Consider the following 19,257-nt stretch of genomic DNA (forward strand, 5'->3'; position numbering starts at 1 on the left):
ATAATCTGTCGAATTATGAGGGGGCTTGTATGTTCATAGTGTGCTAGTTATAATAGGGGAAATTAGGAAACTAACAGCGAAAGGTGGATCATCATGCCTGCCAGAATGAAATTGACAGATATTGATTTGATAAAGGCTTTGAGGTCACCGGAATACAGTGATTTATTATCCATATTTCAAGAGCGGGCTTTCCAAAAGAAGCAGATCATATCTTTTCCTAATCATGAAGAGGATTTAGTCATGCTCGTTGAAAACGGGCGGGTACGGGTTTTTTTATCTTATGAAGATAAGGAGTTTACCCTATCTATTTTAGAAAAAGGGGATATCTTCTCCATGCATACTAGAGCCTTTACCCAGGCTTTGGATAATGACACCGTACTGTTGGTGGCTGAGACTAAAAAGTTTGGTGAGATGATCACCCGCTATCCACAATTTTCTCTGATTATGATTAAAGTATTGGGAGACCTTTTGAAAAACTCAATCACCATTATTAATGGGCTGGTTTTTCAGGAAGCGCACACTCGATTAGCTGAATTTTTAATGAATGCAGCAAAAGATAAGGGGTGTCAAGTGGATGAGGGAATTCAGCTGGAGTTGGGGTTAAATGTGGAGGATATATCAACTATATTGGGAACAAGCCGCCAGACCGTATCCTTTCTGCTCAACGATTTTTACAGGAGCGGCATATTGCTGAAAGTGAATAGGCGAACCCTTATTATTAAAGACATGGACATGTTAAAGAAGATGCTCGATAAAGAATGATAAGCTGAAATAAAACCAAACTGCCAATGGAATAGTTTTTATAGACAAAGGAGAGTGAAAATTCACTCTCCTTTGTCTGCTAATTGACATAATTCTGTAATCATACATGGTACGATGAAATCGACATAATTTACCCTTTCTATCGATGAAAGGGCAGAGATGAGGAGGTGTTGCTTTATGTCTAATGGAAAGAACCGTTTCATCCATGCTGATCTTAGCCGTTGTTTAGCCTGCAAAAGCTGTGAACTGGCTTGTGGCCTGGCCCATGCAGGATGTGAGATCGAAATGAAGCTTAAGCCGCGCATGCGTGTCCTCCAGCAAGGAACCACAGTGGTGATCGCTCAATGCCGTCAGTGTGAGGATGCTCCTTGTGTTAAGGTTTGCCCGAACGGCTCACTGTATCAGGAAGAGGGGATCGTCAAGCTTAATCGGGAAACTTGTATTGGTTGCAAGCTTTGTGCCAAGGCCTGCCCCTTCGATTCAATCACCATGACGACGGAAGTGGTCGAAAGATCGGATGGAAGAAAGAACAACCGGACCAAAGCCCTCAAATGTGACCTGTGTTTTAGCCGGAATAAAGAAATTAAAGCAGAAGGCTGTGCTTGCATTCAGGCCTGCCCGACAAAAGCCCTTTCGCTCAGCTTATAAAGGAATAGCGAATGCAGAGTGTCGTAGACTAAAGGAGGAAAGGATCATGAATTTAAGATTTTCCATCGACGAAGCAGTACAGCAACTGCTGCCTGTGGCCGAAAAAGAGAAGATCCAAACCGTTTGGGATCGCCATAAAGATCAGCAACCTCAATGCGGTTTTGGCAAAATGGGTGTTTGCTGCCGCATTTGCTGGAAAGGTCCCTGCCGGGTCGATCCCTTTGGCAATGGAGCCCAACGAGGAATTTGCGGCGCAGATGCTCATACCATCGTGGCCCGCAATTTGATCCGCGGCATTGCTGCCGGAGCAGCCTCTCACTCCGACCACGGCCGCCATATTGCCCTGACCATGCAGGAGGTCGGAAAAGGAAATGCCCCCGCCTATAAGATTAAGGATGAAGAAAAGTTGAAAAGAATCGCCCAAAGGCTGGGGATCGATTGCGAAGGAAAAAGCATTCGTGAATTGACCAAAGAAGTGGCTGAAGTGTCCCTGGAGGATTACTCCCGTCAGGATTCTAAAGTTCCGTGCCGCTGGGCAGAATTGACTATGACTGAAGAGCGGGCGGCCAAATTAAAACAATGGGATGTCATGCCTCACAATATCGATGCTACCGTTGCTGAGATTATGAGCCGGACTCATGTGGGCTGTGATGCCGATCCGGTGAATATTCTTCTGGGAGGAGTAAAAGGAGCGGTAGCCGATTATACGGGAATGTATATTTCGACCGAGCTTTCCGATGCTCTCTTCGGAACCCCTACACCCACAGTAACCGAGGCCAACCTGGGCGTCATTAGGGAAGATGCCATTAATATTGCCGTCCATGGGCATAATCCCCTGCTCAGTGAGATGGTGTGCGATGCAGCGGCTATGATGAATGACTTGGCTAAGCAAGCCGGAGCACCAGGTGGATTTAATGTCGTTGGCGTATGCTGTACCGGGAATGAAGTGATGGTACGTCATGGTGTGCCCCTGGCGACCAACTATCTTTCCCAGGAGATGCCTATTCTAACAGGCGCTTTGGAAGCCATGGTGGTGGATGTTCAGTGTATTATGCCTTCCCTGGGAGCGATTGCCCAGTGTTTCCATACTCAGCTCATCACCACTATGCCTACCACAAAAATCCCGGGTGCTACCCATATTCAGTTCGAGACGGAGACGGCCATAGAGTCCGCTAAAAAAATCCTGGAGCTGGCTGTGGAAGCTTACCAGCGTCGGGATCCCAAGCGGGTGAATATCCCTCAGGTTAAAGAAAAGGCGATCGTCGGTTTCAGCGCCGAAGCGGTGGTCGGAGCCCTGAGTCAGCTTGATGCTCACGATCCTCTTAAACCTTTATTGGACAATATTGTGAATGGAAATATTCAAGGGATCTGTCTATTTGCCGGCTGCAACAGCACCAACACCCTACAGGATCGAAACTTTGTTGAGCTGGCCAAACGGTTGGCAGCCGATAATGTTCTTCTTTTAGCAACAGGCTGTGGAGCCGGTGCTTTGGCTAAGCATGGACTGATGACCCAGGAAGCAACCATGGAATATGCGGGGGATGGATTGAAAGCTGTCCTGACAGCCATCGGCCAGGCCAATGGTTTGAATGGGCCTCTGCCTCTCGTTCTCCACATGGGATCATGCGTAGACAATACCCGTGCCGTTTCCGTAGCTGTCGCCATAGCGCAAAAGCTGGGGGTTGATCTGGATCGCTTGCCACTGGTGGCCTCCGCTCCTGAAGCGATGTCGGAAAAAGCGGTAGCCATCGGCACCTGGGCCGTAGCCTTAGGCCTGCCCACTCATCTGGGAACTGTTCCTCAAGTCCTGGGGTCCCAGGTGGTCACAGAAGTATTGACAGAGAAGATCAAGGATATTACGGGGGGCTATTTTATCGTTGAGACTGATCCCGAAGAGGCGGCCAAGAAATTATTCGCCGTGATTCAGGAGAAGCGGGCCGGATTAAATCTATAGAAACAACAAACAGGGGGTTAAGTGATGAAAATAGCGGTAACAGGCAAAGGCGGTGTCGGAAAGACAACCCTTTCCGGAACATTGGCTCGCCTATTGGCATCTGATGGTTACCGGGTATTGGCGGTGGATGCAGATCCTGATGCTAATCTGGCTTCCTCTCTGGGTATTCCTGAGGAAAACTACCGGGGAATTACTCCCTTCGCCAAGATGAAGGCACTGGCTGAGGAGAGGACGGGGGCAGACGGTGGTTATGGCACCTTTTTCATCCTCAACCCTAAGGTAGATGATTTGCCGGAGCAGTTTTGTGTTGAGCATGAAGGTGTTAAGCTGCTCTTGATGGGTACGGTGGAGCAGGGCGGATCAGGATGCGTTTGCCCGGAACACACCCTCATCAAGCGGCTGATGCAGCACCTTTTAGTGCAGAGAGACGAAGTGGTCATCATGGACATGGAAGCCGGCATTGAGCATTTGGGCCGGGGAACGGCAGGTGCGGTGGATGCCTTGATCGTGGTGGTCGAGCCGGGGCGGCGAAGTGTTCAGACGGCACATCAAATTCAGGAACTGGCCCATGATCTGGGAATCGAAAGGGTTTTTGTGGTGGCCAGCAAAGTGAGAAGCGCTAAGGATTTGGAGTTTGTACAAGAAGCTCTGAGTGATTTTCCTCTGCTGGGCCATGTCACTTTCAGCCGAGAGATTATGGATGCCGACCTGGATGGCAAAGCCCTCTTTGATCTGGGCGGAGAGCCGGTCGAGGAGATCAAAAGAATAAAAGAGAACTTGGTTCAATTGATAAGTAAGCTATAAATTTTCCCAGGCAAACAGAGTCCTGAATGACCGGAGGTGACATTCAGGACTCTGTATTATTTTGTAGTTTTGATCCAGGGTGCTCATCTTGGTAATGTGGGTGAATAACCCCCAAAAGCGGTACGTAGGTTCAGCCTTCGCCTTTTGATGGATTCGTCGTCTTAGTTCCTGCAAATCTTGCTTTGTATATTGATGTCGAGTATGTACAAGAATTGGTAAAAAAACTCTACTATAGAGTGTGCATGAATTCCATGATAGCCTTATTGACAGCTTCCGGCTGTTCAATCATGGACATATGACCGGCATCTGGAATGAGCGCAAGTAATGCCTGAGGTATTTGCTGAGCAAGATATTCAGAATACTTAACCGGCGTCATTCTATCCTCCTGTCCGCAAATAACCAAAGTAGGCAGATTAATCCGCTGAACACTCTCTATTACATTAAAGTTATTGCAGGCTTGAAAATCTGCCCATAAAACCTGAGTTGATACAGCTCTCATTTCTTCAACAGCATCTTCCAGAATCTTTGCAGCAGCCTTAGGAGAATAGCTGAATTGAACACTCTCCAGCAGATGTTCTCCCCGTGACAAGCTTTCCAGCATCACAGGGTTCACCCTCAATCTTCCGCCGCTGTCAACAATGATCAGGCCTTTTAACCAATCCGGATAGTCTAAAGCAAACTGCATGGCAATCGCGCCACCCATGGAATGCCCCGTGATGACAAAAGATTTTAACTCTATGGCTTGGGCAAATTCCCAGATATATTCCTTATAACTCTGTATGGAATTAATCGCTTCTCCTTCCGAAAGTCCATGGCCAGGAAGGTCGAGAGCAATAAGATGATAATCCTTGATACCGGATAGTTGATTTGCCCACTTCTCTCCAGTTCCGCCGGCACCATGCACACATAAGATGGTCGGTCTGTGGGAAATAGCTTTATCGTTTTGCCGGTAAAAAATATCTTTCCCTTGAACTTTAATGTAAGGCATTTTTCCCTCCTGCTTATAAAGTTTTTAAAAGCTATGATTACTCTAGATTGTTGATTTTTAACTCCGCCTTCTCACATATTACAACTGGATCAGACTGCACCACAGAAGCAACATCTTCATCCTTCTCTTTCAGGGATTCTCAAATCAAAGGGAGCAGCAAAAACCATACAAGATGTACCGAAAAGGTGATTGGATATCTGTCTGTAAAGCGGCAGGGACATAAATCCCACTCCTTTCAGGAACGATGCAGGCCATTCTCAAAAACATTCTCATTACAGATTATACCATGAATTTAAAGAGCAAAGACCATCAGGAGCATATACTTCCCCTTTGGGCATAAAAACGGCATAGAAGTTATCATTGTAAGGAAATTCCTATTATGCCTAATTAAATAATCAATTTAAGCTGAAGAGGGTACTAAATGAATACAAATGTAATGGCGACTATTCCTTTACTATCGATCGGGATTTGCTTTTACACATATACATATCAAGCCGGACAAACCTTATGCCGAGGATGTAGAAGACATGATTGAGCAAGCATTCGAAATTGGCAAACTCAAGGTTGCCTATAGATTAGCCTATATAGAGTCCAAGGGAGACGATTTTATCGTAGTGGACGGGATTAAGTTTACCAGTAGAGGTTTTCATTTCGCTTTGTTCTGGAAATAATTACAATATTAAAGTTTTATGTTATACTTATATTAAGTATGGGGGTGGTGAACGATGCAGGCGGAAGATATTATTAACTATTGGAGAGATTCATCAGATAAAGACTATCTTACAATGATGAATTTGTTCAAAAGTAAAGATTATCACTGGAGTCTATTCCTTGGACATTTAGTTATAGAAAAACTTCTCAAAGCGTTATTCGTTAAAAATGTTGCTGAAGAAAACGTGCCACGAACTCATAATTTGCTTTTACTAGCAAACAAAGCAGGGCTATCTACAGATAATACAAGGGAAGATTTACTTGACCTTATAACAACTTTTAACATAAGTACCAGATATCCTGATTACCAACAAACTTTCTATAAGAAGTGCACAGATACATACACCGAGGAAAGGATAACAGAGATTAAGGAGCTGAGATTATGGCTGATTTCGATACTAGAGAGCAACTAAATGCAATTATTTTCAAGTATGCAGCCAACCTCAAAAAACATTTGGATTTGCATAGCGTCTATCTTTTTGGTTCTTATGCAAATGGCAAAAATCGGCAAGATAGTGACATTGATGTCGCTGTAGTTGCTGAAGGCTTTTCAGGTGATATTATTGAGGATACACATATGTTAATGAAGTTAAGACGAAACATCGACAATAGAATAGAACCTCACCCCTTTTCCCTACACGAATTTACTGAGAATAATCCGTTTGTAAGAGAAATTATAAATAACGGAATAAAAGTTATTTAGTGCCTGAAATCTGATACAAAAAACTATTTATTGACCAAAGAATAGGTATCTCCTTTTTGGGAGGATACCTATTTTATCTTTTAACCAACAAAATCCTTGGGTATTCTTTACTGGTTAAAGTTAATGAGGATCTAATAAATTCACTCACCATATCTTCATGCCTTCGATTCGCTATTTTTACTGCCTCAAAAGGCTAAAATCGTTTGTCATTATCTTGCTTAACAAAAACCGCCGCCTTAGAATCAGTGAGAAAAGGCAAAAAACAGAAATCGCCATTATCATTGCGTTCATTCCTAAGGAGTATTTTTGAAATTTTATTTAGGGTAGGCAGAGAAGTTTAGGAGGCCATGGCTTATCTTTTTTGCGGCAATCCTTTTACCTTCTTTAATTTCATTATCATATGAATAGTTGTCAGATAAATAATAGCCATATTCAATGCTAAAGTTTGGGTCTGATTTTATCACTGTAGGAATACGGAGCGCTTGCTCATAGGCATCACGTAAACTTTGCTCATAATCATTTAAAGACATATTCTTAACATGAGAATAGAAATTTTGTTCTTCACCTTGAACCAGTCTTATTTTTGAGTCACCTTCTAAACCATATTCTAAATTTAATTTGTGCATAATATCTAGATATGGCTTAATTTCATTTATGTAATCAGGCGCTTTTAATATTGTTAAACTTAAAAGCATTAGACTCAAAGCCAGCACAGTAATAAAAAAACTTATTCTTTTTCACATTACATTCTCCTTAATCAGTTCCATAAGGTATTTGGCCCCACACAAAATGGAACAACTCCTAAAAAGACCTACTAGCCTACTTCAGGGACAGGTGATCAATCTTTGTGTTAACAGATAAGACATTAGCATATTGCCAGAAAATCGGGTTATATATTGAATACCCTGTTTTTTAATGTTTAGGATTCTTGTGATCTAATACTATTTTACTCAGAAAACTCGGTGCAAATGAATTCCTCCAAGGTCCCAATGTACTAACACCTCCTCCCTCTATCGCGTTGGGACTGAAAATTTAGAATTATCCTCACAATTTATGATAGCAAAAGCCCCCTCACTTGACTAGGGCTAAAATTTTTGCTTTGCAGTTGATCCGTCGTTGCTTTTAGGGGTTATTTCACGTTTATCTCTAGGATATGCCCTTATGCACCCACAAGCCTATACTCCCCGAGTAGCTAAAAACCAAAGGATACCTCCCTTTAAAAGAGAAGTATCCTTTTTCTATTTAGTCTATATCATTAGGTCTATTTTAGCTTATTCAAACTTGCGCAATCCTCTCAAGCGGTCCGCGTATCCTTGTCCTGGCCTTCCAGCTGAACGGACAGCAGCTTAGATACACCGGATTCCTCCATGGTGATGCCATAGAGAACATCAGCTGCTTCCATGGTTCCTTTACGGTGAGAGATCACCAGGAACTGGGTGGAGTCCGCCAAGCGGTGGATGTATTGAGCAAAGCGGCTGACATTGGCATCATCCAGAGAAGCCTCGATTTCATCAAGGATACAGAAAGGGCTGGGCTTCACCTTAAGCAAGGCGAAGAGCAGACCAATGGCTGTCAGAGCACGCTCTCCACCGGAGAGAAGGGAAAGAAGCTGGGGCTTTTTCCCCGGGGGCTGGGCGATGATTTCTACCCCCGTATCCAGGAGATTGGCCGGGTCCACTAAACGAAGTTCCGCATAGCCCCCGTTGAACAGCTCCTTGAAGACCACTTTAAAGGCTTCGTTCACGGCTATAAATCCTTCTTCAAAGCGTTCCGACATGGTCTTATCCAGTTCGGCAATGAGTTGATGGAGGGACTCATTGGCCTCTTCAAGATCCTGCCCTTGCACCGATAGAAAATCGTAGCGCTCCTGGAGCTTAGGATATTCTTCAATGGCCGCCTGGTTCACAGGGCCCAGCAGTTCCATCCTTAGTTTGATCTCCTGGACTCTGGACGCCAGCTCGGCACGGTTTCTTTCGCTTTGGTAAGACTGAGCCTCATCCCAGGTCAGAGCGAATTCTTCCAGCAAACGCTTGGACCCTGTTTCCCATTCGGCATCCCAGCGAGCGGTCTTCAGCTCCAGGTTATGCAGCTTTTGTTCCAGAGCTTGCTGCTCCTGTCTTTTCTTTTGGGCGAGGCCTTCCTGATCCATCAGCTCCTTGGACAGAACTTCCCGCTCTTTGCGCAAAGCGATGAGAACTTCCTGGGCTTGCTGTAGCTGCTCTCCCGCTTCCCTGCGGCGGCCCTCCCAGTCTTCTTGTTCGAAGGCCAGACGGGCTTTGCCCTCTTCCAAATCCTTTAGATCCTTGCGCTTGCGCTCCAAAAGATGCCGATTCTCCGCCAAAAGGGCCTGATCCTGCTCCAAGCGCTCCGCTGCCTGTTTCAGCTCCTGCTCCCACTTGGCTGCCTGTACTTTGGTTTGGGTCAGTCTTTCTTGCAGGAGTTCCATCTCCTGGCCGGCTTTTTGATTCTTCTCTTCTTGTAAAACCAAGGCCCCTTGAGCTTCTTTGATGCTTGCCGCAAGCTTGCTTTGCTCCCCTTCCCCAAGGGTTTTATGACTTTGCAGGTCATTCCGTTCCTGCTCTATCCCTGCCATACGGATGGTTAGGGCGGTTATTTCATCGCGAATCCTTTGCATCTGCTCCCGAAGATTAGCCTCTTGAGTTCTCAGCACCGCCATAGCGGATTTAAGCTCCTGCTCTTCACCCATAAGGCCTTTAAGGCTTTCCTCACCTTTCCGGATCTGGGCGCTGAGAGTCCCCGCCTTGACTTCAAGTTCTCTCTGCCGGGTACCTCTCTCTTCGCACTCTTTCCGGAGCTCTTCTATTTCCCGGGAACGCCCTAAGATGTTGGAGCCCTTCCTTTGCAAGCTCCCCCCGGTCAGGGACCCGCCTGGGTGAACCTGTTCCCCCTCCAGAGTCACGATGCGGGCCCGATAGCCCGAAGCTCGCGCTACCCGGGTAGCTGCCTCCATATCTGTAACGATGAGGGTTCTCCCCAATTGGGATTCGAAAGCCTTGCGGTATTTTTCCTGAAAGGCGATGAGATCCACCGCCACACCGATGAAGCCAGGGTCCTTAGCGGCCTCTTTGGCTACATTGGTTTTCCCCCCTTGAATCACATCCAGGGGTAAAAAGGTGGCTCGACCCAGATTGCGGCTTTTCAGATAATGAACGGCTTCCTTGGCGCCTCGTTCCGTTTCGGTCACGATATTTTGAATGCCTGCCCCCAGTGCAACCTCTATGGCTACCTCATAACGCTCTTCAACCTGAAGGAGATCAGCCAGGGTTCCACAGAGGTCTCCGCAGGCAGGAATATTCTTTTTCTTCGCCAGCATCAGCTCCCGGACACCCCGCTGATAGCCTTCCAAAGAGTCTTCAAGATTCTTAAGGGCATGATAGCGGGCTGATTTTTTCTCCAACTCCCGATGAAGCTCCTGGAGCTCCTTCTGCTCTGTTTTGCTTTGTTCACGGAGCTGGGTTATCTCCTGATGCGTCCTCTCTGCCTTGAGCCGGATATCTTTCTGTATCCCTTCCTGAGCTTCGATCTGCTCCCGGACATGGTCTTCCTGTTGCTCATAGGAAAGCAGACCGGTTTCTTTATCCCCTTTTTCTTTAATCAACTGCTGATGGGTTGAGTTCAAGGTATCCAACTGATGGGTAATGCGGCTTAATCCTGTGGTGGACTCGGCAAGCTTGCTTTGCAGATGGGAGAGATTACCTCTGAGGGTTTCGATTTCCTCTAAGCCATTTCTTGCTTTAGCCTCAGCTAAGCATTGTTCATCCTCGGCTAACTTTTGATTGGCCTGGTCCAAGGTCTTATGTAAGAGAGATTTTCTATCCTCCAAGGCTCTGAGTTGCTCTGCACTCTGGCGAACCTTCTCATCGTAAGTGGATAGTTCCGTGGTGACACGGTTTATTTGCTCACCGAGATAACCTTCCCTCTCCTGGCGGAGCCGCAGTTCCTGGATGATTTCATTGACCGCTTGATCCAATTGGTAGGTGGTCTCCTGCTGCTTCTGGATGTGCTCATCGAGAAGATTAAGCTTCACTTTATTGCTGAGAATCTCACTTTCCTTTTGGCCTAAATCCGCTACTGCCGCAGCGATAGCCAATTGAAGCTCTTCCGTTTCCTGTACCGCTGAGGCAAGCTTATTCCGAACTTCTTTCAGATCAAAGGCCACCACCTCAATCTCCAAAGCCTTTTGTTCTGTGGTTAATTCTACAGCTTCTTTGGCAATGGCGGCTTGCTCTTCCAAAGGTCCTAGTTGCCCTTCGATTTCTGCCAGGATATCCCTGATCCGTTCTAAATTGCGTTCCGTTTCATCCAAACGTTTAAGTGCTTCCCGTTTGCGCATGCGGTATTTGGTTATTCCTGAAGCCTCTTCGATCAAAGTCCGCCGATCTTCGGAGCGCTGATTGAGAAGCTCCTCTACCCGGCCTTGACCAATAATGGAAAAGCCTTCTTTTCCCGCACCGGTATCCATAAAAAGCTCATGTATGTCCTTAAGCCGGCAGGGGGAGCGATTGATAAAATACTGCCCTTCGCCATCCCGATAGACTCGGCGGGTGATGATCACTTCCTGATATTCCAGAGGAAAGATCCCTGTGGAGTTATCAAAAAACAGAGAGACTTCCGCCATCCCCACGGGGCGCCTGGCACTGCTTCCGGAAAAAATGATATCCTCCATCTTGCTGCCCCGGAGGTTCTTGGCACTCTGTTCCCCCAATACCCAGCGAATGGCATCGGCTACATTGCTTTTCCCGCTCCCATTAGGACCGACCACCACACTCAGGCCATGCCCCAATTCCAGCTTCACTCGGTCCGCAAAGGACTTAAACCCTTGGATTGTAATGGATTTCAAGAAAACAGGGAGAGTATCGGCCTTAGCCATGTTTCTCCCCCCCTAGCTCATCTAAGACTTGCTGGGCTGCCCGTTGTTCCGCTTCCTTTTTAGTCCGACCGATCCCTTTACCCCGTAGATTCCCCTGAAGGAATACCCCGGCTGTAAAACGCTTATTGTGATCCGGACCTTCTTCGGCAAGGATTCGATAGGTCACTTCCATCTCTTCCCGCTGCGCTTTCTCCTGAAGCATGGTCTTGTAATCGCCGTAGTTCCCTTGGGCCACCTCAGCGATTTCCTCCTTCAGCAAGGTCAGAACCACCCGCCTGGCCTCTTGGAAGCCATACTGCAGATAAACAGCTCCAACTATGGCCTCCCAGGCATCCGCTAGGATGGAAGGCCTCTCCCTGCCACCTGAGACTTGTTCTCCTTTACCCAGGAGCAATTCTTCCCCCAGCCGAATCTTCTTAGCGGTGCGGGCCAAGGTGCTCTCATTCACCACCGCAGCCCGCATCTTCGTCAATTCTCCTTCAGGTCGCTCCGGATAACTCAAGTAAAGATATTCCGCTACCACAAAATCCAAGATGGCATCACCCAGAAACTCCAGTCTTTGATTGTTTTCCAGACCGGATTGTGGATTTTCAAACAAGTACGAAGGGTGGGTCAAAGCAGTAGTGAACAAGCGATTGGGGGGATCGTCCAACTCCAATCGTTTCGCTAAGCCAATTCCTGTAGGAATCCGTTTCACGGTATCCGCATGATACTTATGGCGTTTATTCCCATGAAGATTATGCTTCGTTGTTTTTGCTGTACCCTGATGTTTCTTTTCCACCGTCATACTCCTTACTCATCAAAAACGTTTTAATACAATTGTAGCATTATGTCCTCCAAAACCAAAGGTATTTGATAAAGCAACGTGAACTTCTTTTTTCCGCGCGGTATTCGGGACATAATCTAAATCGCAATCCGGGTCAGGTTCCCCGTAGTTCATGGTGGGTGGAATCATACCATTCTTAATCGTCAAAGCGCAGGCAATGGCTTCGATAGCTCCAGCCGCTCCTAAGAGATGCCCTGTCATAGACTTGGTGGAACTGATGGCAACTTTTTGAGCAGCTTCACCAAAGAGAGCTTTAATAGCCGCTGTTTCTGCAGAATCGTTGGCCTGGGTTCCCGTGCCGTGAGCATTGATATAATCCACTTCTTCCGGCAATACCTTGGCCCCTGCCAAAGCTGCCTTCATGGATTGGATGGCCCCTGTTCCTCCCGGTGCCGGGGAAGTGATATGATAGGCATCGCAGGTGCTTCCATATCCTGAAATCTCTGCATAAATCCTGGCCTGACGCTTTTGGGCATGCTCAAGGGACTCCAGCACAAGGATTCCCGCTCCTTCACCCATGACAAACCCCGACCTTCTGGCATCGAAAGGACGGCATGCTTCCTTGGGGTTTTCCTTCTCTGTGGACATGGCCTTCATGGCACAGAAACCCGCAAAGGCCAAGGGGACAATGGGCGCTTCCGTTCCACCGCAAACAACTACATCGGCATAGCCATGCTCGATAAGACGCATGGCCTCTCCGATAGCATTGGTCGCCGAGGCACAAGCCGTGACAACGCTTAAGCTGGAACCCTGGAAACCAAATTCAATGGAAATATGACCTGCTGCCATATTGGAGATCAGCATGGGAACAAAGAAGGGACTGATTCTCCCCGGCCCCTTATTCATGAGGACCTCTTTCTGTTGTTCCAGGGTCGCGACCCCGCCCACTCCGGTTCCCACAATGCAGCTGGCTCGTTCCTTATTCACTTGCTCCAGATTTAACCCGGAATCCTGGACGGCCATTTTAGCCGCAGCCATAGCCAATTGGGTAAAGCGATCCATATGCCGGCTTTCTTTGCGATCCAACCAATCCGTAGGTTCAAAATCCTTAATTTCGGCTGCCACCTTGGTGGGCATGTCTCCCACATCAAAGCGAGTAACAACATCAATTCCTGATTGTCCTCCAATTAAGCTGTCCCAGAATTTTTCAAGGTTATTCCCGACCGGGGAAACCACTCCCATTCCTGTAATAACCGCTCGCTTCTTTTCCATCTTTATCCTCCTTTAATCGCACTATCGGAAAAAATAAACCCATCTCTTGTTTAGGCCCGGAGTATTTGTTCACGAATATCTTCAAAAATTTCATGAACCGATAAAACTTCTTTGATTCGGGAAAAATGGGCGCCTGAGAACACAAGACCTTCTTTCATATCCCCTTGCTGAGCTTTGATTAAACGCTCCATAATGCAAAAGTTCCGCTCACAATGCTTTAGACATTGATCACAGCCTATACGCCGGACATCCTTTCCTTCTGCCAAGGCATCCGTAAAGGGATTGCGGATTCCCCGTCCCGGCAAACCCACAGGGCTATGAAGGATGACTATATCCTCTTCCTGAGCGTCGATGAGATGCTGCTTCCATTCAGGAGCGGCACTGCTCTCGACACTGAGAGCAAAGCGGGTTCCCATTTGCACTCCGTCAGCCCCTAAGCGCAGAACCTCCACTACATCGTTGCCATCCATGACTCCCCCCGCTCCAATGACGGGGATCTTCACGGCCTCCTTAACTTCAGGGAGAATCTCCCGCATGGAGCGTTCCGTTCCTAAATGTCCCCCTGCTTCATTTCCTTCCACAATCACCGCTGCTGCACCGAGCCTTTCAGATAAGCGTGCCAGCTTCGCTGAAGATACGATGGGAACCACAGGAACTCCCGCTTCCTGGCCCCAGGTAAACATATCCCGGGAGAAACCCGCCCCGGAAACCAGCAGATCAATCTTTTCATCAAAGGCTGCTTTGACAAGCTGAGCAAACTCACGCACTGCAAACATAATATTAACCCCGATAATCCCCTTCGTGCGCTTCCTTGCTTCCCTGATTTCTTGTTTTAACTCCTCAATACTTAAACCGCTTCCGGCAATCAAACCGATTCCGCCTTCCTCTGCAACTGCCGCTGCCAAAGGAGCCATGGATACTCTAACGGCCATCCCTCCTTGAATAATGGGCATCTTGGCGATATGATGGGCAAGGCGCAGTTCTGGAATCTTCACTTAAGTTCCTCCAATCAAATCTAAAGCATTATGATACCAGTATTTTCCTCATCGAATGCTTAATGTCATTCTTCTATACTAAACCTTTCAGTACAAGAGACAGAGATCAGGGTCTACAAATTAGGACCTGATCCTAAAATTAGCTTCTAATTTACCCTCTTGAATTGAAAAGAATAAGGCTTTAAAGAAAGTCCCGCAGCATTCTACGGGACTCTCTATGTACTCAGGATTATTGGTTTTCCTTGATGTAATTTACTGCATCACCTACAGTACGAATTTTCTCCGCATCTTCATCCGGAATATCAAGATCAAATTCTTCTTCAAGAGCCATAATAAGTTCAACGATATCCAAAGAATCCGCATTCAGATCTGCGAAGGTGGTTTGTAATGTAATTTCATCTTCCTCTACCCCAAGTTGATCCACTACGATAGATTTCACTTTGTCAAAAACGCCCATGCTGCCTGTTCACCTCCTCTCAATGCTTGATGAAAAATTACATAGCCATGCCGCCATCTACGGCTAGGGTTTGCCCAGTGATGTATGAAGCTGCCGGTGAAGCCAAAAAGACTACCGTCTTGGCTATATCCTCAGGTTGACCCATTCTGCCCAGAGGAATCTGGGTCATGACCTGATCCTTGACCTCTTCTCCTAAGGATTCCGTCATATCTGTAGAAATATACCCCGGAGCTACGGCATTAACCCGAATCCCACGGGAGCCCAACTCTCTGGCAATGGATTTGGTAAAGCCGATGATTCCTGCTTTTGCCGCAGAGTAATTTGCTTGCCCTGCATTACCGCTAATACCTACCACTGAGGAGATATTGATAATGACTCCGGATCGCTGCTTCATCATGGACTTGCTGACAGCCTTGGTGCATAGGAAGACTCCTTTGAGGTTCGTATCGAGGACCGCATCCCAATCCGTTTCCTTCATACGCAGCAGCAAGGTGTCACGGGTAATTCCCGCATTATTGACCAGGATATCGACTTTTCCGTAGGTTTTAAGGGTGGTCTGAATCAGTCGTTCCACATCTTCAACCTTGCTTACATCAGCCTGAACCGCACAAGCTTCTCCGCCCAACTCCTGAATGAGACGAAGGGTCTCTTCTGCTTTTTCCCCATGTCCGGCATAGTTCACCACCACTTTAGCCCCTGCACGAGCCAGTTCCAAGGCAATGGCACGTCCAATGCCGCGACTTCCTCCCGTGACAATGGCTACACTATTATCCAGCAACATTTTATCTACTCTCCTTTAAATATGCAAGTAGCTTTTCCAGAGAAGATAAATCTTCAGCATTCATCAGGGTTACACTGGGGAGAATTTTCTTAACCAGTCCCGATAAAACCTTCCCCGGACCCAGTTCAATAAAGGTATCTACTCCTTGTTCTCCCAGGTAGCGAATGGATTGCTCCCAAAGCACCGCCCCGCTGACTTGTCTCACCAGACTCTCCACAATACTCCTTCTCTCCTTAACCTCTTCCGCATCAATGTTGGAGATCACAGGAGCACTGGGTTCCCGCCAATTCACGGCTTCAAGTACCGGGCGCAAATCCTTAGCAGCTTTCTCCATCAAAGGAGAGTGAAAAGGTCCGCTGACCGCTAAAGGCATGGCCCGTTTTGCCCCAAGGTCTTTGGCATAGTGACAAGCTTTCTGTACCCCAGAACTTTCTCCGGAGATCACGACCTGCCCCGGAGAATTATAATTAGCCGCTCCAACGACCCAATTTCCTTCCTCCCGTGCCTTTCGACATGCTTCCTCAACCTTAACATTCTCCAAGCCGAGAACGGCCGCCATGGCTCCTTTGCCCTCAGGGACCGCCGCCTGCATCAATTCTCCCCGGCGGCGCACAATCTTTAAGGCATCTTCAAGGGAAATACTCCCTGCCGCCACGTAAGCTGAATACTCACCCAAGCTATGACCGGCAAAGTAATCAGGGCGAATCCCTGCCTCCTGTAGCCCCCGCCAGGCCGCCACACTGGTCAGCAGGATAGCAGGCTGGGTATTGGCGGTTTTTTTCAATTCTTCTTCCGGCCCTTCGAGAAGGATCTGTATAAATTCTTCCCCAAGAACACGCTGTCCAGTCTCAAACACTTCTTTCCCCCAAGAGGTGGCAAAGAGTTCTTTGCCCATTCCTACATATTGGGAGCCTTGGCCAGGGAAAATGCATGCTATTTTGGCCAAATCCTTTTGCTCCTTTCACCCTTGAGTTTGCTTTTGGGGTTATTGTTTGGGCGTGTACTTCTTTGGTTTTTGCTCGGGTCACGTAGCTTTTCGCACATCGTTCACTCAAACACTCCAGGGCTGGTGCACTCGCTTTCTTAACAGCTGCGCCAAACCTCCGGGTAATACCTGATGTTAACCGGTGGCTCCGCTACGTTAAGAAAGCCTCGTTCATCCAGCCGCCCCTCCGTGTAAATCGTTCACTATTGTGCGAAAAGCTACGCTGTCGGGTCTTTAGTGTCTAACAGAAGAGCTCAGACTCTCTCCCGCCCGAAAAGCCGCTAACCTAATAAGACAGACCCAAGGATTTTGCTTTAAGGCAGAGAACGAATTTAAGCGAGCAGGTAAGCAATCTTCGCGAAAAGACTGCAGCGGAGTCGGGTTGGAAACAGGACGTTTCCAACCGCCCATTGAGAACAAGTGCGAAAGCAGTGCTTTCGAGGAGCGATTTGGGCGGCGTCCCGACGGAGCGGAGGTCTTGAGCGATTAGATTGCTCCGCGCGGCTTATGGAGTGAACGCCGAAAGCAAAATCCTGGAGAATCCCGGAGAATCCTAGAGATTCCGACTCAAACGCCCAGATAGAACTATCTCCCAAACCGCTGACTGAGCCGTGCGAGCTCCCGCTCAGCCCCCCGCATCACATCCTGAACAATATCAGCCGCCGGTTCAATCTTATGAACCGCTCCGGCGATTTGCCCGGACATCACGGACCCGTTCTGGGTATCTCCTTCCACCATGGCCAAGCGCAGCTTTCCTGCACCCATTTTTTCCAGAACGTCCGGAGCCGTTCCCGTTTTTTCCAATTGCTCGAATTCCCGGGTTAATTTATTGCCCAGGCAGCGGACAGGGTGGCCCGTGGAGCGCCCTGTAATGACAGTGTCCCGATCCTTGGCCTTGAGTATCATTTCTTTGACCTTAGGGGAAATGGTACACTCTTCCGCACACATGAAACGGGTTCCCATCTGTACCCCCTCTGCACCTAGAGCTAAGGCCGCCACCATTCCCCGTCCGTCGTAAATTCCCCCGGCGGCAACGATAGGAATACTTACGGCATCCACCACCTGAGGTACCAAAGGAAGTGTGCTGATCTCACCAATATGGCCCCCGGATTCCATGCCTTCAGCGATCAGAGCATCGACCCCCGCTTTTTCCAAGCGTTTGGCCAAAGCCACAGAAGCCACTACCGGGATTATTTTCGTTCCCACCTCTTTGAGCATGGGAATGTATTTTCCTGGATTGCCCGCTCCCGTAGTAATGACAGGAACCCGCTCCTCCACAATCACTTGCATCACATCATCTACAAAAGGAGACATGAGCATTACATTGACACCATAAGGCTTGCCGGTTACCTTTTTAATCTTATGGATTTCCTGGCGCAGCCAATCTGCAGGAGCTTGCCCGGCGCCGATGATTCCTAAGCCCCCTGCTTCCGACACCGCCGCAGCAAGTTCTCCTGTGGCTGTCCAAGCCATCCCTCCTTGAAAAATAGGATACTCAATGCCGATGAGATCACAAATTTTTGTTTTTATCACTGACTAAACCCCTCTCTTGGACCACTTGACTACGGCGGCTCCCCAGGTTAGTCCTCCGCCAAAGCCCACCATTACCATAATATCTCCATAGTTTAAACGTCCGCTCCGTGCCGCTTCATCCAGGGCCACAGGAATCGAAGCCGCGGACATATTCCCATATCTGTCCAGATTGACAATCACTTTCTTAGAATCAATACCCAGGCGTTTGATTGCCGAATCCACAATGCGGGTATTGGCCTGATGAGGAATAAGGCAATCCACATCCCCGATCCCTAAACCTGCTTTTTCCAGAGCTTTTAAAGCGGTCTCACCCATAACGCGGACGGCAAATTTGAACACTTCACTTCCAGCCATATGGATGGTATGCATTTTCTTTTCCACTGTTTCTATGGAGGCAGGGTGCATGGAGCCACCTCCCGGCATAGCTAAAAGGCTGCCCCCCGAACCATCCATACCCAGATCATAGCCTAAGAATCCATAACCCTCTTCCACTTGCTGCAAAACTGCCGCACCGGCTCCGTCCCCAAACAGGATGCAGGTTCCCCGGTCTTCCCAGTTCAAAATCTTGCTTAAGGTTTCGCCGCCAATCACCAGGGCATTTTTATAGATACCGGAAGCAATAAATTGAGCGGCAGTAGCTACTCCGTACAAAAATCCCGTACAGGCAGCCTGCATGTCAAAGCCTGCAGCCTTTTTTGCTCCGAGACGTTCAGCAACAATACAGGCTGTAGCCGGAAAAGTAAAATCTGGAGTTATGGTAGCGATGATAATTAAATCCAGCTCTTCCGGAGGTAGTTTTGCATCCTCCAAGGCCCGCAATGCCGCCTGATAGCAAAGCTCAGAGACCGGAGTCTCAGGATCCACGATATGCCGTTCCTTAATCCCCGTCCTGCTGACAATCCATTCGTCATTGGTATCTACCATTTGTTCCAGATCAAAATTCGTTAAAACCTTGTCGGGTACATATGAACCTGTGCCCACGATTCCTACACTAATCATGATGCTTC

At 47.7% G+C, this 19,257-nt stretch carries 18 protein-coding genes; 7 read left to right on the forward strand and 11 right to left on the reverse strand.

The features are described from left to right. The first annotated feature begins 93 nt into the window (after positions 1-93). The 4 genes from DESDE_RS15825 to DESDE_RS15840 all read left to right on the forward strand — a co-directional run bounded on the left by DESDE_RS15825 (position 94) and on the right by DESDE_RS15840 (position 4,168). Positions 94-762 carry a Crp/Fnr family transcriptional regulator gene (locus tag DESDE_RS15825; protein WP_014795033.1) on the forward strand — a complete coding sequence of 223 codons (669 nt, stop codon included), beginning with the start codon at positions 94-96 and terminating at the stop codon, positions 760-762. 177 nt (positions 763-939) lie between these two features. Further along, positions 940-1,410: a 4Fe-4S dicluster domain-containing protein gene (locus DESDE_RS15830; RefSeq protein WP_014795034.1), complete on the forward strand. Its 471-nt coding sequence runs from the start codon at positions 940-942 to the stop codon at positions 1,408-1,410. Positions 1,411-1,456: 46 nt separating this feature from the next. After that, complete coding sequence (cooS, locus tag DESDE_RS15835) at positions 1,457-3,364, forward strand: anaerobic carbon-monoxide dehydrogenase catalytic subunit (protein WP_014795035.1); 1,908 nt, start codon at positions 1,457-1,459, stop codon at positions 3,362-3,364. A gap of 24 nt (positions 3,365-3,388) precedes the next feature. Then, complete coding sequence (locus DESDE_RS15840; protein WP_014795036.1) at positions 3,389-4,168, forward strand: ATP-binding protein; 780 nt, start codon at positions 3,389-3,391, stop codon at positions 4,166-4,168. 229 nt (positions 4,169-4,397) lie between these two features. Here DESDE_RS15840 and DESDE_RS15845 read toward each other — a convergent pair whose 3' ends face one another. After that, positions 4,398-5,156, reverse strand: a complete 759-nt coding sequence (locus DESDE_RS15845) for an alpha/beta fold hydrolase (RefSeq protein WP_014795037.1) — start codon at positions 5,154-5,156, stop codon at positions 4,398-4,400. A 527-nt stretch (positions 5,157-5,683) separates the two neighbouring features. Here DESDE_RS15845 and DESDE_RS21495 point away from each other — a divergent pair. From DESDE_RS21495 to DESDE_RS15855, 3 genes are read left to right on the forward strand one after another with little or no spacing between them, the layout of a single operon-like run. Beyond that, positions 5,684-5,827: a hypothetical protein gene (locus tag DESDE_RS21495; RefSeq protein ID WP_242831265.1), complete on the forward strand. Its 144-nt coding sequence runs from the start codon at positions 5,684-5,686 to the stop codon at positions 5,825-5,827. 54 nt (positions 5,828-5,881) lie between these two features. Continuing rightward, positions 5,882-6,280 carry a HEPN domain-containing protein gene (locus DESDE_RS15850; protein ID WP_014795038.1) on the forward strand — a complete coding sequence of 133 codons (399 nt, stop codon included), beginning with the start codon at positions 5,882-5,884 and terminating at the stop codon, positions 6,278-6,280. Next, positions 6,250-6,570, forward strand: coding sequence for a nucleotidyltransferase domain-containing protein (locus DESDE_RS15855; RefSeq protein WP_014795039.1), 321 nt, complete (start codon positions 6,250-6,252; stop codon positions 6,568-6,570). Before DESDE_RS15850 ends, DESDE_RS15855 begins: the two co-directional genes overlap by 31 nt. Before the next feature lie 314 nt (positions 6,571-6,884). Here the strand turns inward: DESDE_RS15855 and DESDE_RS15860 are convergent, their stop codons facing one another. The 10 genes from DESDE_RS15860 to DESDE_RS15905 form a co-directional block, all read right to left on the reverse strand. After that, a complete protein-coding gene (locus tag DESDE_RS15860; protein WP_014795040.1) occupies positions 6,885-7,283 on the reverse strand; it encodes a hypothetical protein in 399 nt (132 codons plus the stop codon). A gap of 581 nt (positions 7,284-7,864) precedes the next feature. Further along, a complete protein-coding gene (gene smc / locus DESDE_RS15865) occupies positions 7,865-11,461 on the reverse strand; it encodes a chromosome segregation protein SMC (RefSeq protein WP_014795041.1) in 3,597 nt (1,198 codons plus the stop codon). Then, a complete protein-coding gene (gene rnc, locus DESDE_RS15870) occupies positions 11,454-12,242 on the reverse strand; it encodes a ribonuclease III (protein ID WP_014795042.1) in 789 nt (262 codons plus the stop codon). The genes smc and rnc overlap by 8 nt, the downstream gene beginning before the upstream one ends. A gap of 18 nt (positions 12,243-12,260) precedes the next feature. Next, positions 12,261-13,499: a beta-ketoacyl-ACP synthase II gene (gene fabF, locus DESDE_RS15875; RefSeq protein ID WP_014795043.1), complete on the reverse strand. Its 1,239-nt coding sequence runs from the start codon at positions 13,497-13,499 to the stop codon at positions 12,261-12,263. Between the two features lie 50 nt (positions 13,500-13,549). Beyond that, positions 13,550-14,494, reverse strand: coding sequence for an NAD(P)H-dependent flavin oxidoreductase (locus tag DESDE_RS15880; RefSeq protein WP_014795044.1), 945 nt, complete (start codon positions 14,492-14,494; stop codon positions 13,550-13,552). A 229-nt stretch (positions 14,495-14,723) separates the two neighbouring features. After that, a complete protein-coding gene (gene acpP, locus DESDE_RS15885; RefSeq protein ID WP_014795045.1) occupies positions 14,724-14,951 on the reverse strand; it encodes an acyl carrier protein in 228 nt (75 codons plus the stop codon). A gap of 37 nt (positions 14,952-14,988) precedes the next feature. Beyond that, complete coding sequence (gene fabG / locus DESDE_RS15890) at positions 14,989-15,732, reverse strand: 3-oxoacyl-[acyl-carrier-protein] reductase (RefSeq protein ID WP_014795046.1); 744 nt, start codon at positions 15,730-15,732, stop codon at positions 14,989-14,991. Between the two features lies 1 nt (position 15,733). Beyond that, positions 15,734-16,678, reverse strand: coding sequence for an ACP S-malonyltransferase (fabD, locus tag DESDE_RS15895; RefSeq protein ID WP_014795047.1), 945 nt, complete (start codon positions 16,676-16,678; stop codon positions 15,734-15,736). A 624-nt stretch (positions 16,679-17,302) separates the two neighbouring features. After that, complete coding sequence (gene fabK / locus DESDE_RS15900) at positions 17,303-18,250, reverse strand: enoyl-[acyl-carrier-protein] reductase FabK (protein ID WP_014795048.1); 948 nt, start codon at positions 18,248-18,250, stop codon at positions 17,303-17,305. A 3-nt stretch (positions 18,251-18,253) separates the two neighbouring features. Then, positions 18,254-19,249, reverse strand: coding sequence for a beta-ketoacyl-ACP synthase III (locus tag DESDE_RS15905; protein ID WP_014795049.1), 996 nt, complete (start codon positions 19,247-19,249; stop codon positions 18,254-18,256). Positions 19,250-19,257: the final 8 nt, after the last annotated feature.

Origin of the sequence: Desulfitobacterium dehalogenans ATCC 51507, from assembly GCF_000243155.2 — a bacterium.
In the GTDB taxonomy this organism is placed as follows: Bacteria; Bacillota; Desulfitobacteriia; order Desulfitobacteriales; family Desulfitobacteriaceae; genus Desulfitobacterium; species Desulfitobacterium dehalogenans.